This window comes from Methylomonas sp. Kb3, assembly GCF_002834115.1.
In the GTDB taxonomy this organism is placed as follows: Bacteria; Pseudomonadota; Gammaproteobacteria; order Methylococcales; family Methylomonadaceae; genus Methylomonas; species Methylomonas defluvii.
On the sequence record NZ_PIZT01000069.1, the window covers coordinates 125204 to 139673 of the forward strand.

The following is a 14470-nucleotide window of genomic DNA, read 5'->3' on the forward strand; positions in this document are numbered from 1 at the left end:
AGATTGATTACTCTTCCCAGGCGCGGCCGTCGCGGGCCAATAATGCCACGGAGGCAATCGGCCCCCAGCTGCCAGCCGGGTAAGATTTTGGAGCGCTGTGGTTTTGCGCCCAGGCGTCTTGGATCGAATCGACCCAGGCCCAGGCTTGTTCGATTTCCTCGCGGCTTAAAAACAGCGTGGTATTCCCGCGCAGGGCTTCCAGAATCAGTTTTTCGTAGCCGCCGAAAATACTGTTTTTCTTGAAGGTTTCCGAAAAACTCAAGTCCAGCTTGGTTTGTTGCAATTTGATATTACCGTCTATGCCCGGCACTTTGTTCAACATCACTACGTCCACGCCTTCATTGGGCTGCAAATGGATCACCAGTTTATTGGCCGGCAGGTCGCGGAAGCTGTCCTTGAAGATGTTGTGCGGCAATTGCTTGAAGTTGACGACGATTTCCGTACGCTTATTGGGCATGCGCTTGCCGGTGCGCATGTAAAAAGGTACGCCGGCCCAACGCCAATTGTCGATGTCCACCCGAATCGCCACGAAGCTTTCGGTGGTGCTTTCCTTGTTGGCGCCTTCCTCTTCCAGATAACCCGGCACCGCCGCGCCTTTAATGAAACCGGCGGTATATTGGCCGCGCACGGTTTTTTCCTCGACATTGCGCGCGGTAATCGGCCGCAAGGCTTTCAACACCTTGATTTTTTCCATGTGGATGCTTTCCGCTTCCAGATCGGCTGGCGGTTCCATCGCCACAAAGGTCAGAATCTGCAGCAAATGGTTTTGCAACATGTCGCGCAACTGGCCGGTTTTATCAAAGTATTCCCAGCGGCCTTCGATGCCAATATCTTCACCCACCGTAATCTGGATATGATCAATGGTGTTGTGGTTCCAGTTGGTAGTGAAAATCGAGTTGGCAAAACGCAGGGCCAGCAGATTCAATACCGTCTCTTTGCCCAGGTAGTGGTCGATACGGTAGACCTGATCTTCCTGGAAAACTTCTTCGACGACGTCGTTAATTTCCTTGGATGATTTCAAGTCGTGGCCGATGGGTTTTTCCATCACCATCCGCGATTCGGCGGTTAATACGCCGCAGCTTTGCAAGCCCTGGCAGATACTTTTGAATAGAAACGGCGCTACCGCAAAATAGTTGACCATCACCCGCTTTTCCGGATCGACTGCGGCATTCAACTGCAGATATTGCTCCGGTTGAGTCAGGTCGATTTTCAAGTACGATAATCTTTGCGACAGCCGCTCCCAGATTTCGGGGTTTATCTCTTTGTTTAAGAACGATTTCAGGCTGTTATGGGCAATTTGGACGAAGCCTTCACTGGTTTCCTCCAAACGGTCGACGCCGATAATCCGGGTATCGGCTTCCAGCAAATTGGATTTTTCCAGACGATACAACGAAATCAGTAACTTTCGTTTCGATAGGTCACCCAATGCGCCGTAAATCACCAGGTCGCAAGGTTTGTAATTTTGATTTTTCATCAGTGATACTAGGAATGAAGAAGAGGGTTGATCGGCTTTGGCATGTCGATTTCCGCGCGTAAACTAAACGCACGTTGCAGGAAACTCTGAGCCCGGATCAGTCGAAAATGCCGCCATTATAATGTTCGTTGTCGGTTTGGAACAAGATCAAAGGCCGCCAAGGCCGGATTTATAGGGGTTGGCGGCGCACAAAACGCTTGACTGCTAGCCGAACATCTCGGTGGTATAACGATAGGCTTGTATCTTGTCAGACCAATAGGCGGCGGGTAAGCCGGCCTTTTGTTTTAAGTGTTGTAAAAACTCGGTGGGGTTGGGTAAATCTTCCCACACCGAGGGCAGGAAAGTGCCGCGCCGGGCGCCTTCCTGCAAGATGATGCCGTCTATGCCGGGGCGCAGTTGCGCGATCAGATCCGCTTCGGACAAAAATGTCAGCGCTACGGCGGGGCTAAGCACGGATATATGTAAGTCAAGATCGGCCAGTTCACCAGCGGCTAATGGCGGAAAGCGCCGGTCCCGGAACGATGCCGCAAAGGCATTTTCCGCTACGTCTTCCGCCAGAGGCCTTACCGCTTCCAGCATGCCGATACAGCCGCGCAATTGGCCAAGGCGTTCCAGGGTGACGAAAGTCGCGCGGATTTCGCGTAATTCTGCTGGATAAGCATCCAAATCGACCGGTAACGGCCGACCGGTTTGCAGGCCGTGGGCTATGGATTGCCGGGCTAGTGCCAGCAAGCGATTTTGCGAGGTTTCAGTCAACGACATAGGCACCGTATCCCACCACTTGCTGTTTGTTACCGGCCGTGTCGCCGGAATTGCGCAGATCTATGGTTTTAATAGACAGACCTTTTTGTTTCAGTAGCTTCAACAAGCCGTTGACCGGCACCTTGCCGCAGGCGGCCTCGCCGCAAATATCATTGTATTGCAACTGTTCTATCATTCGGCTGGTCGCTTGATCCAGACGTTTGGCGGTGTCGTAGTCGTGATAATGGCTAAGATCGGAGCTGATGATCAGCAAGGTTTCATCGCCGCCCCACAACAGCTCCAGCGCCTGGCTGACTAGTTCGGGACTGGCGTCGCCGGCCACGATGGGGACCAGTGTGAATTGCTGTAAAACCGATTGCAGAAACGGCAGATGTACTTCCAGGCTGTGTTCCAGCGTGTGGGCTTGTTCGATGTATTCGACAAACGGCAAACTCACTAAGGCCTCGATAGCGGCCTGGTCTACCTCAACATCGCCGAGCGGGGTGGTGTAAGCGTGGGTTCTGCTGACTGCCAAGCCGCGAAACGCCACGTGATGCGAAGGGCCGATCAATACCACGCGGGTAATGCTGGCTGCGGCGGGCTTTAAACGGGCGTAAGCGGTAGCGGCTATCGGCCCGGAATAAACGTATCCGGCATGCGGCACGATCATGGCTTTGGGCGCTTTGCCGGTGGAGCGTACGTCCTGCAAATAGCCGAACACCGCGTCATGAAGTTGTTGGGGGTGGGCAGGATAAAACCGTCCTGCTACGGCGGGTTTTCTATTCATGCGCTGATCCTTTTTTAAAGTTTTAATACGATCAGAGGCCGGGCGGATAGCGGCGCATCAAAAAATTGAATACCCCGCCCATCTTGGGTTTATTCTACTGCTAACTCTCGCCGATAACGACCCGATTTTATGCTTGGGGTTCAAGGAGCATCGCCATGACTACTTTACTCAGCGCGGATACAGCAGCCACCCGTTATTGGCATGTGTTGGCGGACGGCAAGGTGCAGTGCGACTTGTGTCCGCGCTTTTGCAAATTGCATGAAGGCCAACGCGGCTTGTGCTTTGTGCGGCAGAATCTGCATGGTCAAATCGTGATGACCAGTTACGGCCGCTCCAGCGGTTTTGCCATCGATCCCATCGAGAAAAAGCCGTTAAACCATTTTCTACCCGGCACGCCGATTTTTTCCTTCGGCACCGCGGGCTGCAATTTAGCCTGCAAGTTTTGCCAGAATTGGGACATCAGCAAGTCGCGGGAGATGGATACGCTGATGAGCCGGGCCGAGCCGGAAGCAATAGCCAGGGCCGCTTTGGAACATGGTTGCAGTAGCGTCGCCTATACCTACAACGATCCGGTGATTTTCCACGAATACGCCATCGATACGGCACAAGCCTGCCGGGAGCTGGGTTTGAAGTCCGTGGCTGTGACCGCCGGCTATGTCTGCGCCGAGCCGCGCGCCGAGTTTTATCGCTACATGGACGCGGCCAATGTCGATTTAAAAGCCTTCTCCGAGGATTTTTACCACAAGATCACCGGTGGCCATCTGCAAGCGGTGCTGGAAACGCTGCAATATTTAAAACACGAAACCCCGGTCTGGTTGGAGTTGACTACGTTGCTGATTCCCGGCACCAACGATTCCGAGGCGGAATTGGAAGCCATGACCCAATGGGTGGTCGAGCATCTTGGTCCGGATGTGCCCATGCATTTCACCGCGTTTCATCCGGATTGGAAAATGACGGATACCCCGCACACGCCGCGGTCCACATTGTTGCTGGCGCGCAGCATTGCCTTGAAAAACGGCGTGCGTTACGCCTATGTCGGCAATGTTCACGACAAATCGGCGGAGAGCACCTATTGCCACGGCTGCGGGAAAATTTTGATCGGTCGTGATTGGTACGAACTGTCGGATTGGAATTTGGATGCCGCCGGCAACTGCCGGTTTTGCGGATGTTCTTGTGCCGGGGTGTTTAATCCTTTACCCGGCGATTGGGGCGCCAAGCGCCAGGCAGTCAAGTTTTAAGGTTTAAGACCAGGCATCCGGATTGATTTGGCCGATAGCCTGAAATGTGGGTTTGCAGAATAGATAGCCTTGAAACAGCGTGACGCCGCAGCCCAGCAGAAAATCCCGTTCGGCCTTGGTTTCGATGCCTTCCGCCAGCACTTCGATGCCGAGTTCGCGGCAGATTTGCACAACCCCTCCCACTATCGCCTGTTTGGGTTTGCTGAGATTGATGTCGCGCACCAAATCCATATCCAGTTTCAGCACATCCGGCTGGAATTCGGCGAGTAGGTTCAGGCCGGCGTAGCCCGCGCCGAAGTCGTCGATAGCGGTTTTAAAACCAAAGCGCCGGTATTCGGTGAATATATTGATTAAATGCGGACGGTCGGACACATCCTCGCCTTCAATCACTTCGAAAATGATGCGGTCTTTGGAAAAGTTGTAGCGTTGCGCGGCTTCAAAAGTCGAGCGGATACAGGCTTCGGGTTGGTAAACCGCATTCGGCATGAAGTTAATCGATACAAACTCCTGGATACCCAACCTCGCTGCGCCTTCCACGGCTTTAATCCGGCAGTTTTGGTCGAAGCGATAGCGGTTGGCATCGGTGACTTTGGCGAGTATCGATGCGGCCGATTCACCGTTAACGCCGCGCACCAGCGCTTCGTGGGCAAAAACGGTGCGGGCAAAAAAATTGACGATGGGCTGATAGGCAAAACTAAAATCGAAATCCAGTTCTTCCAGGTCTCGGCAACGGTTACAGCTGGGCAGGTCGGTATTGGTGTTGGTCTGTGGCGAATTTGGCGTGGTTTTTTCTGGCATAACGGATTCTCGAAATCGATGTCAGGATGTTGATCATCCTTGCTTGAGCAGGCTTGCTTCCCTGGTAATCGTCATTATCAAGTGTAGCGAAGTTGATGCGAATCATCATTTGCTTCGCAAATATTCGATGGTGCGGTTCGGGGTTCACCCAAATAGTTCAGTGTCAAATCCTAAGATTTAATTATTTGAACCAGCATCAATTTTGATTCTGCAGGGAAACTTGCATATGATAGCCCAACAAATTTAAGTCGGTGCTTGCTCACACTGTCCCTGCAAATATTCAGCAGGCTTCTGGCAAACGGAACTTAAGGGAATTCCATGAAAAAACCTCGATCACTCGATCACGACGGCCTGGATGGCATTATTCCGTCTACGGACAAAGCGCGGCTGAGTTCTGCCAATCCGCAAGGCAAATCAGACAAAACCTTTAAAAAACCCTTGCGCAGCAATGTGCCGTGGTTGCTTGGTGTGATTGGTTTGCTGGCCGTGGTGGCGGTTTTAGTGCCTGATTTAGCGCAAAAGCCGGCAGCTATTACCCAGACCTCAGCCTTGAATAAACCGGCAACACCAGACACCGGTCCTGAGCCGGCAACCCCCGATACCCAAGCGCCGCAGCCCTCAACAGAAGCCGCTCCAACCTTGCTTGCCGAGGCTAAACCGGATCAAGCGATTGCTGCTAAGCAAGAGGCGCAACAGTCGGCATCCGGCAACGACAATCCGCAAACATCGGATCCGATGCCTGAGTTACCTACTGAGCCGACCGCGGCGGGTATTCCTAAAGTCTCGCCGGATACTGCGGCGCAAATCTCTGGCACGCCGTCTTTTACCGTGTATTTCAAATTCGATTCCAGCAAATTAACGCCGGAATCTGCGAACAGCAGCAACGAACTTTTGAGCGCGGCCAGAAGCTGCCAAAGCCGGATCAAACTAACCGGGCATACCTGCAATTTGGGTAGTGATGCCGCCAACGTGCAGTTGGGCTTGACGCGGGCTAATGCCGTTAAAAGACTGTTGGTCGGCAAAGGTATCGGCTCAACAGCCATCTTCACCGCATCGGAAGGTATGAGAAATCCGGCGGCGCCGAACGATACCAAAGAGGGCCAGGCCTTAAATCGTCGGGTCGAATTGCAGTGTGTGGATAATTAACCGAATTGAAGAGGGTAGACGCTATGATACAAAACAGTAAATCAGACTATCAGATAGCCCAGCAGCAAATTCTCGACGGTATTATTTCCGGCGAGTTCGATATCGAAAATCGCAACGATCTGGGCCCGCTGATTCCCATTCGCTTGTTTCAAGCCTTGCGCATGGTGGCTTTGGGTTCCAACGTAGAAGACATATTAGGCCAGGGGGCGCCGTCGTTGGTTTATCACTCCGGCCAGAGTTTGGGTTTGGCGATGGGCCAAATTGCCGCCGCCAATATCGATAAAGACCTGGAAACCTATGTCGGCAAAATCAAATTGCTGTGCCGGCAGCTGAGTATCGGTTTGGTGGTGCCGGATAAAGTGGACTTGTCCGCGGGCGTGCTGGAGTTAAGGGTGGACGAATGCGTGTCCTGCGCCGGTATTCATCATGTGTCGGCGCCTATTTGCCATTTCGAAGCCGGCATGGTCGGCGGCATCGTCAAAACTTTTTTCAATCGTAATGTAAAGGCCACCGAAACCAAGTGCAACGCGCTGGGCGACAAGACGTGTTTAATCCGCGTCGATTTACTGTAGGTTGATAATTATTAAAAGCATCAGGAGAGCAACATGAGTAGTAATGTCCAATTTCTCGATCCGCGCAAATCTCAGAACAACGAAATCGATTCCATCTTGCGCAATCTGATGAACATCCAGGGCGTATCGGCAGCGGCCATTGTCGATAGCGACGGCTTTGTCACGCATATTCACCGCGATTTTGAAATCAACACCGACGCCATCGGCGCCTCGGTGCAGGTGGTATTCGGCGCGGCGGCCAAAGCGGCGCAACATGTCGGCCATCATTTAACCAATATGGTGATCTGCGAAAACAACGATGGTTACATTTTATCGACGCCGATAGACGCGGGCTTTATTCTGGCTCTGGTCACCCAGCGGGAAGCGTTGTTAGGACGGGTGCGGTTTGAATTAAAAGAAACCATTCCGGTATTGAAAAAATTGTTTACCAGTTATCTGGCCAATTAACCGCCGTCTTGAGCTTAAATATGCATTGGTTTGAATCGCAGTTGGCGCAGTTGGATACGCTCGCCGACGATTATCTCGCCGCGCGCCGGCAACCTGCGGCCGACATCGTCAATGTCAGTGAAGCCACCCGCTTAAAGCGTGCGGCATTCATCGACGCCGTGCAGTCTGTCGTGGATAAAGTGGTCAAGATCAATGGCGTAAGCGCTTGCGCAGCCTACCACGACGGCTTGATTCTGGCCCAATCCGCGGAAGCGCCCAATATGGATGCGGATGCGTTCGGGGCGATTATTCAGGAAACCATTCGTGCTGCACAGCACGGTGAAACTTCGCTGGGTTTGGGCGAGATCGAACAGATCGTCATTGTCGGTGCCGTCAACAAGCTGGCAATGCTCAGCGTCGGGCCTATCATTTTGTGTATTTCCAGTCCCAAGGGCGTCAATCTGGCCTCTGTGTTAAGTCAGGCTAAATAGACGGCGGCAAGTCTATCCAGCCGTCGTTTCTTCCTTCTCGCCGGGTGCTGGCGAGAAACCTCATCCCCACGTTCGTAGAAATTGCCCTCCGTTACCAACTGAACTAAGCTGTTTAGTGAACGGCGGGTGTTGTCCCGCGGTTTCATAAAAATAACTAGATCTTCGCGTTATTAACCCGGCCCTATTGGTCGCGGGTATGCCGTCCGGGCTGAGCTTGTCGACGTCCAGGCTGGTGTGGGCAATGATTAAGGGCCGGGTTAATAAATCTCACTGGGGGGATGCAAAATGAAAGACTGTGGGTCTCAATTTGGCGTCGGCTGGTCTATCGGACTGGTTTTTGTGTTTAGTGTGCTGCGCCAGCCCTTAACGCTGGCGGCGGAACCCGGCGCAGACTTCGAAGCCGATTCCCAGGCTGGCCGGACGTTTTCGACTGATTTGAAAGCGGCTGACGATGCTGTTATCGACACCCGTCTTTCCGAACAGGCCGATGAGGCTGGCAGGGATGTGGCGGATATGGATCTGCTGGAGCTGGTGAATGTCAAGGTGTCGCCGTTCGATGTGTCTTCCCAGCTTGATAGCGGATACCTTGCTTCGAATTCGGTGTCCGGCTCCCGTTTCGATGCACCGATCAGCGACTTGCCGTTTGCGCTCCAAGCCTTTACCGAGTCGTTCATCAAGGATCAAAAACCCCGCGATATTTTCGACATAGCCCGCTATTCGCCGGGAGTCACTTACCGCAGCAACGACTTCAACGAAGGCAACGCCAACTTGGCCATTCGCGGCTTTGCAGTGGGTTCTCTGGCCGGCGGCAATATTCACACGTTGCGCGACGGCGTCCACGGTCCGTCCATTTTGGATTTCACCAATATCTCGCGGCTTGAAGTGGTCAAGGGGCCGGCATCGTTTCTGTACGGTCAGGTCGCGCCCGGCGGTATCGTCAATGTCATCACCAAAAACCCGCAGCGCCGGTTTGCCGCTGCTGCGGATGCGCGTTACGGCTCCTACGGTGAGTACCGTTTTGATGTTGACGTGACGGGACCGGCTACAAAAAACCTGTTCTACCGGCTGGCGGCTTCTTATGATCAGGATATGCATTATTGGGAGCCTTATGATGCCCATTCCTGGAATATCTCGCCTTCTTTGCTTTGGCAACCCAGCGACCGCCTGAGTGTCTCCTTAAAATACGAAAACTTCGAAAAAATAGAAGAGCCGCAACTCATGCAAAAGCCCGGCTACAACACGCAGGCCAGCGTATTGCCCACTGCCGCGGACCCCAACCTTTCCGGCGTCGATGTTCCAGGCTTGCCCAATAATTGGAACAGCATGGCCTACAGCGACTATCGGCATAGCAACACCCATAATCTCAGTACCTGGATAGACTTTAAGGCCGACGAACACTGGAATCTGCGTACCGGCTATTCGCATCTGGAATACGATGTCGATGCGCTGTTTACCGGTAACTTGGGCATGAGTAATAACACGACGTTGATGCAGGGTCGCCGAGTCAGGCAGCAAGCCTACAGCAACCGTGACGATACGATAGAACTGCAAGGCGTGGGTAAGTATGACCTGGGCTTCGCCAGTCTGCGCTTGCTGTTGGGCGGTCAATACATTGACCGCAACTTCCATCGCACCGCCGGCCAGGCACCCAACGATCCGGCCTTGGGCAGCAATCCCACCGCTTCGCCCTTGCCTTTGTGGGATCTCGGCAATCCCAACACCTGGAACCGGCATACGGCGATACCCTTATCCCGGCTGACGACCAGCCTCACCGACGAGAATGTGAACGCTGTCGATAAATCGGTCTACGGCAGCTCTACCTTCGGTTTTTTCGATGACCGTTTGCTGCTGTTGGCCGGTTGGCGCTGGACATCAACAGAAAGCCAATACACAAACCGTCTGACCGGCCAAGCACAGGGCGCCACCGCAAGTGCGGTCACGCCCCAATACGGGCTGCTCTTCAAGCTGGCACCCGAATGGTCGTTGTTCGCCAGCTACGCGGAATCGTTCGTGCCGGGTACTTTTCCGGCCAACAATCTGGACGGTAGCACGTCGATTCCTAGGCCGACTGAGGGCTGGGGTTACGATGTCGGCATTAAAGCGGACTGGTTTGACGGTCGTTTGTCCAGCACGCTGACTTACTTCGAGATCTTAAATAAAAACATCGTCAACGATATGGCGTTGACCAATTCCGCCGGCGGCATCACCATTTACGGTCTGCAAAGCGGTGAACAGCGTTCCCGGGGTATTGAATGGGACGCCACCGCTAAACTGACAGACGACTGGCAACTGTATCTGTCCTACAGCTATATGGATGCCAGGATTACCGAATTCAGCGGTCAGGACCATGCCATCCTCGCCCAAGACCCCGGCACGCTCGATGCGGCGGGGCTGGCTAACTACAAGAACGTCAATCGCTTCCACAACGCGCCGCTGCAAATGAGCGCGCCGCATCTGGCCAACCTTTGGACACGTTACGACTTTAGCATTGAGGCGTTGCGCGGCCTGCATTTGGGCGGCGGTGTCAATCTGGTCTTCGATCAGACTTTGTTACCCGATAGCCCGGCTAATTCGCGGCAGACTTATGCTTTGTTGAACGCCCTCATCGGTTATACCTGGGAAGTGGGAGGGCATAGTATGAGCGTGGATCTGATGGGCAAAAACCTGCTGGACGAACAATACCGGCCTTCGCAAAGCAGCCGTAGCAGGCCCCGCGAGTTGATGATCAACTTTTCGGTGAAGTTTTGATACCGGGGCTAAGACTATGACACTAGCCGACTATCGGTACTGTTTCGTAGCGGCAAGCCGGTTAGCATTGGGCATTGCCGATGTTGGGCGTTATGCTGAATGTGTTACGCAAGGAGTGCGGTTTTGACTGTTAATTCATCAGGGGCTTGCGGTCAATGTGCAGGCAATAAGCTATGTCCGAGGCGCCATGCCAGAGCGGCCCTTTGGCTTGCTGCCCTGTTGCTGCTGCCGGGTTTGGCAGTCGGCCAGGAGGTGATAGTCGATAACCCCTACAAAGTAAAAGCAGCCTTTCTGCGTAATTTTGCCCATTACGTGGTCTGGCCGAAACAGGCGCTTCCCGCCGGAAATGCACCTTGGTGTATCGGTGTTTTGGGGCCCGATCCGTTTGGCGATATTTTAGAAACCACCTTGCGCGGACGAACCGAGCAGGGCCGTAGTTTTGTCATTGTTCGCGCCGCTACGTTGGCGGAATTGCCGCCGTGTCAGATTGTTTTCATGGCTTATGCGGATGCCGCAAAGCGGCGCACGGCGCTGGCGGTGTTGAAACAGCAACCGGTTCTGACGGTCAGTGACGAGCCGGAATTCTTGCCGGATGGTGGAGTCATAGGATTTGAAGTGACGGATAGGGTGCGGATGAGCGTCAACCTCGATCAAGCCCGAGCGGTTTCCTTGACGATTCAGACCAAAATGTTGGAAGTGTCCAGTGAGATTTTGGAAAACGGCGAGCTGCGCCGAATGAGATAAGTCATGTCCATCCAAGCCACTATTTACAACAGACTTGCGGCAGTGCTCTGGGGGGCGGCGCTGTTGGCGTTCGTGTTGGCTGTGGCGGGGCTGGCGCTGTTTCACAGTATGACCCTGGAACAGCGCGTGCGGCAGATCATGGAGCCATACGCGCAGTTGGTCGCTGTGGGCACAGAGGCTGCGGTGGCTTTCGAAGATCCCACGCGGGCTCAGGAAGTGCTGGATACCTTGCGCGCCAATCCGCAAATTCAAGAGGCGGATATTTTTTTAGATGATGGGCGGATGCTGGCCAGCCTCAACCACACTGCCTCCGAGCCGCCGCGGAGTATGCCAACCTTAGCCGATGGCATTTATCTAAACCACGATACCGCGAAGTTACTGCAGGGTTTAGGCAAAGGCGGGCGCTTGCGCATCGTGATGGGTTTGGAGCAATTGAGTCAGCAAACTCACCAGCTGCTCTGGTTATTCGGTGCCGGTATGCTGGTGCTGTTGGCCGCTACCTTAGGGCAACTGGCGGTGCTGCGGCGGACTATCATTCAGCCGATTGCTTCCTTAACCGTCGCTGCGGAGCGGGTTCGGCTGTCCGCCGACTACCGGCACCGGGTTCCTGTTGTCGGCGCCGATGAATTGGCGCGCTTGGGGGAAAGCTTCAACGCCATGTTGGAAGCGGTTGAAGAACGTGAAATGGCATTGTCCCGGCTTAACGCCTTTCATCGTACGATTTTGGACAACGCGGCCTATGCCATCGTCTCTACATCCGCCGACGGCACTGTTACCAGCTTCAATTTAGCCGCGGAGCGCTTGTTGGGGTATACGGCCGACGAGTTGATAGGCCAACACTCCCCGGCACTTTGGCACGATGCAGCCGAGATCCAACGGCGTGCTCAAACATTGTCTGCAGAATTGGGTGTCTTGATTAATCCGGGATTTGAAGTGTTTACCGCGCATTCTCAACGGGGTCTACGCGAAGAAAACGAGTGGACTTTTATCTGCAAGGACGGGACGCGCGTGCCGGTCAATCTGTCTATAACGGCCTTACAGGGAGAGGGCGGCGTCGTTAGCGGGTTCGTTGGCTTGGTTTACGATCTGACCGAGCGGAAACAGGCGCAGCACCAACTGCAATTGCTGACTTATGCCCTGGATCAAGTGAAGGAATCCATATTCCTGATGCCGGGGAACGATCCGAAATTTCTCTATGCGAATCAAGGGGCCGCCAACCGATTAGGCTACAGTCGAGATGAGCTTACCCGCGGTATGGGGGTGTTTGATATTGATCCCAGCTGGTCGCCGGACGTGTGGGAGAAATTTTGGCCGGTGTTGTCCGTGAGTCGCCAAATGCAATTCGAAACCAGTCACCGGACACGTGATGGGCGGGTTTTCCCTGTGGAAGTGACCGGTAACTGTTTTGAGTTTGATGGCAAGACATACAATCTGGCGATTTGCCGGGATATCAGCGAGCGCAAAAACGCCGAGAAATTGTTGTCGGAATACGCCGCGATCATTGAATCCACTGAAGATGCCATCATCGGTAAAACTCTCGATAGCGTCATTACCAGCTGGAACAAGGGTGCGGAACGCATGTTTGGCTATAGGGCCGACGAGATCGTCGGTCATTCGATTGCTATTTTGATACCCGGAGAATGCCAAAATGAGGAGCGGGAAATTCAGGATAGAGTAAGGCGTGGAGAATCGATTAGGCATTACGAGACGATCCGCCGCCGTAAGGATGGGCAATTGATTGACGTTTCGGTAACGGTGTCGCCGCTGCGAAATTCAAAAGGCGAAATTGTCGGGGCTTCCAAAATTGCCCGCGACATCACTGATCGCAAACGCGCAGAAAATGAACTGATGCGCTACCGAAACGAGTTGGAAAACACTGTGCAGCAACGGACGGCGGAATTGCTGTTGGCTCGCGACGCCGCCGAAGCGGCTAATAAAGCCAAGAGCGTATTCCTGGCTAACATGAGCCACGAATTGCGCACGCCGATGAACGCCATTCTCGGTTTTTCCGCCATTCTGCTGAAAAATGCCCGGCTACAAGACGGTGATCGCGCCAACGTCGAAATTATCAATCGTAGCGGCGAGCACTTGTTGAACTTGATTAATGACGTGCTGGAAATGGCCAAGATAGAAGCGGGCCGGGTCCAGTTGGAAGATGCGCCATTCGATTTGGGGGAAATGGTGCTGGATGTCATGAAAATGATGCAGGTACGCGCGGCCGAGAAAAATCTGCAAATAGTCGTCGATCAGTCTTCCTCATTTCCGCGCTATATCATCGGTGACCAGGCCCGCTTGCGCCAGATATTGATCAATCTGGTGGGCAATGCGTTGAAATTTACCCAGCAAGGCGGGGTGGTCATACGCTTGTCCACCAAGAACAACGCCATCGCCCATCTGTTGATTGAAGTGGAGGACTCCGGTCCTGGGATTGCCGCTGAAGACCAAAAGCACATTTTCGAACCGTTTGTGCAGATAGGACACCTGGCCGACAACAAAGGTACCGGGCTGGGCTTAAGCATCACCCGCCAATTTGTGCAATTAATGAAGGGCTCAATCAGTCTGGAGAGTGCACCGGGAAAGGGTTCGCTGTTTCGCATTGATGTGCCGCTGAAGCAGGCGCAAGCCGCCGATATTACCGATTTGTACCGATTGGAAGAACGCATGGTGCTGGGGCTGATGCCGGGGCAGGATAATTATCGGATTCTGATAATCGAAGATCAGCTGGAGAATCGATTATTGCTGGTGAATCTGATGGAGGCCGTGGGCTTTCAGGTTAAGGTAGCCGAGAACGGCGAGTTGGGCGTGGCATGTTTCCAAAGTTGGCAGCCACACTTAATCTGGATGGATATACAGATGCCGGTCATGGATGGTTTGGAAGCGACCAGAATCATTCGAAGCTTGCCGGGCGGCAAACAGGTGAAGATCGTCGCGGTCACGGCGTCGGCTTTCACCGAGCAACGGGCGGATATTATGGCGGCCGGCATGGACGACTTAATCTGTAAGCCTTTCCGGGCCAACGAAATCTACGACTGCCTAACCCGGCTCTTGGGCGTGCGCTATGTTTATGCAGACTCACCGGCAATGATGCCGGAGGGCGTGATTTTGACGCCGGAGATGCTGTCGGTCGTGCCGCAGAATTTACGCGAGGATTTGCAGTTGGCAGTGAATAATCTGGATAGCGAGCGTATAGGCGGGATTATTCAACAGATTGCAGCGTACGATCTGCGGGTGGCCGCTGCATTGACTCGGCTTGCCGAAGCTTACGAATATCCGACTATTCTTAATCTATTGGGAACTAACTAAAA

At 53.6% G+C, this 14470-nt stretch carries 12 protein-coding genes; 8 read left to right on the plus strand and 4 right to left on the minus strand.

Annotated elements, in window-relative coordinates; translation table 11 throughout:
- Window positions 1-7: 7 nt before the first annotated feature.
- The 3 genes from zwf to amrB form a co-directional block, all read right to left on the minus strand.
- Entirely contained in the window at window positions 8-1474 is a 1467-nt protein-coding gene (zwf, locus tag CWO84_RS21755) for a glucose-6-phosphate dehydrogenase (protein ID WP_101055191.1), read from the minus strand.
- A 204-nt stretch (window positions 1475-1678) separates the two neighbouring features.
- Window positions 1679-2236 carry an AmmeMemoRadiSam system protein A gene (amrA, locus tag CWO84_RS21760; protein ID WP_101055193.1) on the minus strand — a complete coding sequence of 186 codons (558 nt, stop codon included), beginning with the start codon at window positions 2234-2236 and terminating at the stop codon, window positions 1679-1681.
- Window positions 2223-3002 (minus strand): AmmeMemoRadiSam system protein B, encoded by a 780-nt coding sequence (amrB, locus tag CWO84_RS21765; protein ID WP_101055195.1) that lies wholly within the window; start codon window positions 3000-3002, stop codon window positions 2223-2225. The genes amrA and amrB overlap by 14 nt, the downstream gene beginning before the upstream one ends.
- Window positions 3003-3157: 155 nt before the next feature.
- On the opposite strand from amrB, the gene amrS reads away from it, so the two are divergent.
- Complete coding sequence (amrS, locus tag CWO84_RS21770) at window positions 3158-4240, plus strand: AmmeMemoRadiSam system radical SAM enzyme (protein ID WP_101055197.1); 1083 nt, start codon at window positions 3158-3160, stop codon at window positions 4238-4240.
- A gap of 3 nt (window positions 4241-4243) precedes the next feature.
- Here the strand turns inward: amrS and CWO84_RS21775 are convergent, their stop codons facing one another.
- A complete protein-coding gene (locus CWO84_RS21775) occupies window positions 4244-5038 on the minus strand; it encodes an EAL domain-containing protein (protein ID WP_101055199.1) in 795 nt (264 codons plus the stop codon).
- 318 nt (window positions 5039-5356) lie between these two features.
- Between CWO84_RS21775 and CWO84_RS21780 the strand changes: the two genes are divergently transcribed.
- From CWO84_RS21780 to CWO84_RS21810, 7 genes are all read left to right on the plus strand, one after another.
- The gene (locus CWO84_RS21780) at window positions 5357-6184 is read left to right on the plus strand and encodes an OmpA family protein (protein WP_101055201.1); all 828 of its coding nucleotides are present in this window, start codon (window positions 5357-5359) and stop codon (window positions 6182-6184) included.
- 23 nt (window positions 6185-6207) lie between these two features.
- The gene (locus CWO84_RS21785) at window positions 6208-6756 is read left to right on the plus strand and encodes a V4R domain-containing protein (RefSeq protein WP_051669630.1); all 549 of its coding nucleotides are present in this window, start codon (window positions 6208-6210) and stop codon (window positions 6754-6756) included.
- Window positions 6757-6789: 33 nt separating this feature from the next.
- Window positions 6790-7203 carry a roadblock/LC7 domain-containing protein gene (locus CWO84_RS21790; protein ID WP_033155353.1) on the plus strand — a complete coding sequence of 138 codons (414 nt, stop codon included), beginning with the start codon at window positions 6790-6792 and terminating at the stop codon, window positions 7201-7203.
- Between the two features lie 20 nt (window positions 7204-7223).
- Complete coding sequence (locus tag CWO84_RS21795; protein ID WP_101055203.1) at window positions 7224-7673, plus strand: roadblock/LC7 domain-containing protein; 450 nt, start codon at window positions 7224-7226, stop codon at window positions 7671-7673.
- A 285-nt stretch (window positions 7674-7958) separates the two neighbouring features.
- Window positions 7959-10421, plus strand: a complete 2463-nt coding sequence (locus tag CWO84_RS21800; protein WP_101055205.1) for a TonB-dependent receptor — start codon at window positions 7959-7961, stop codon at window positions 10419-10421.
- Window positions 10422-10544: 123 nt separating this feature from the next.
- The gene (locus tag CWO84_RS21805; protein ID WP_240618119.1) at window positions 10545-11165 is read left to right on the plus strand and encodes a YfiR family protein; all 621 of its coding nucleotides are present in this window, start codon (window positions 10545-10547) and stop codon (window positions 11163-11165) included.
- Window positions 11166-11168: 3 nt separating this feature from the next.
- Window positions 11169-14468 carry a PAS domain S-box protein gene (locus CWO84_RS21810; protein WP_101055209.1) on the plus strand — a complete coding sequence of 1100 codons (3300 nt, stop codon included), beginning with the start codon at window positions 11169-11171 and terminating at the stop codon, window positions 14466-14468.
- The last annotated feature ends 2 nt before the right edge of the window (window positions 14469-14470 follow it).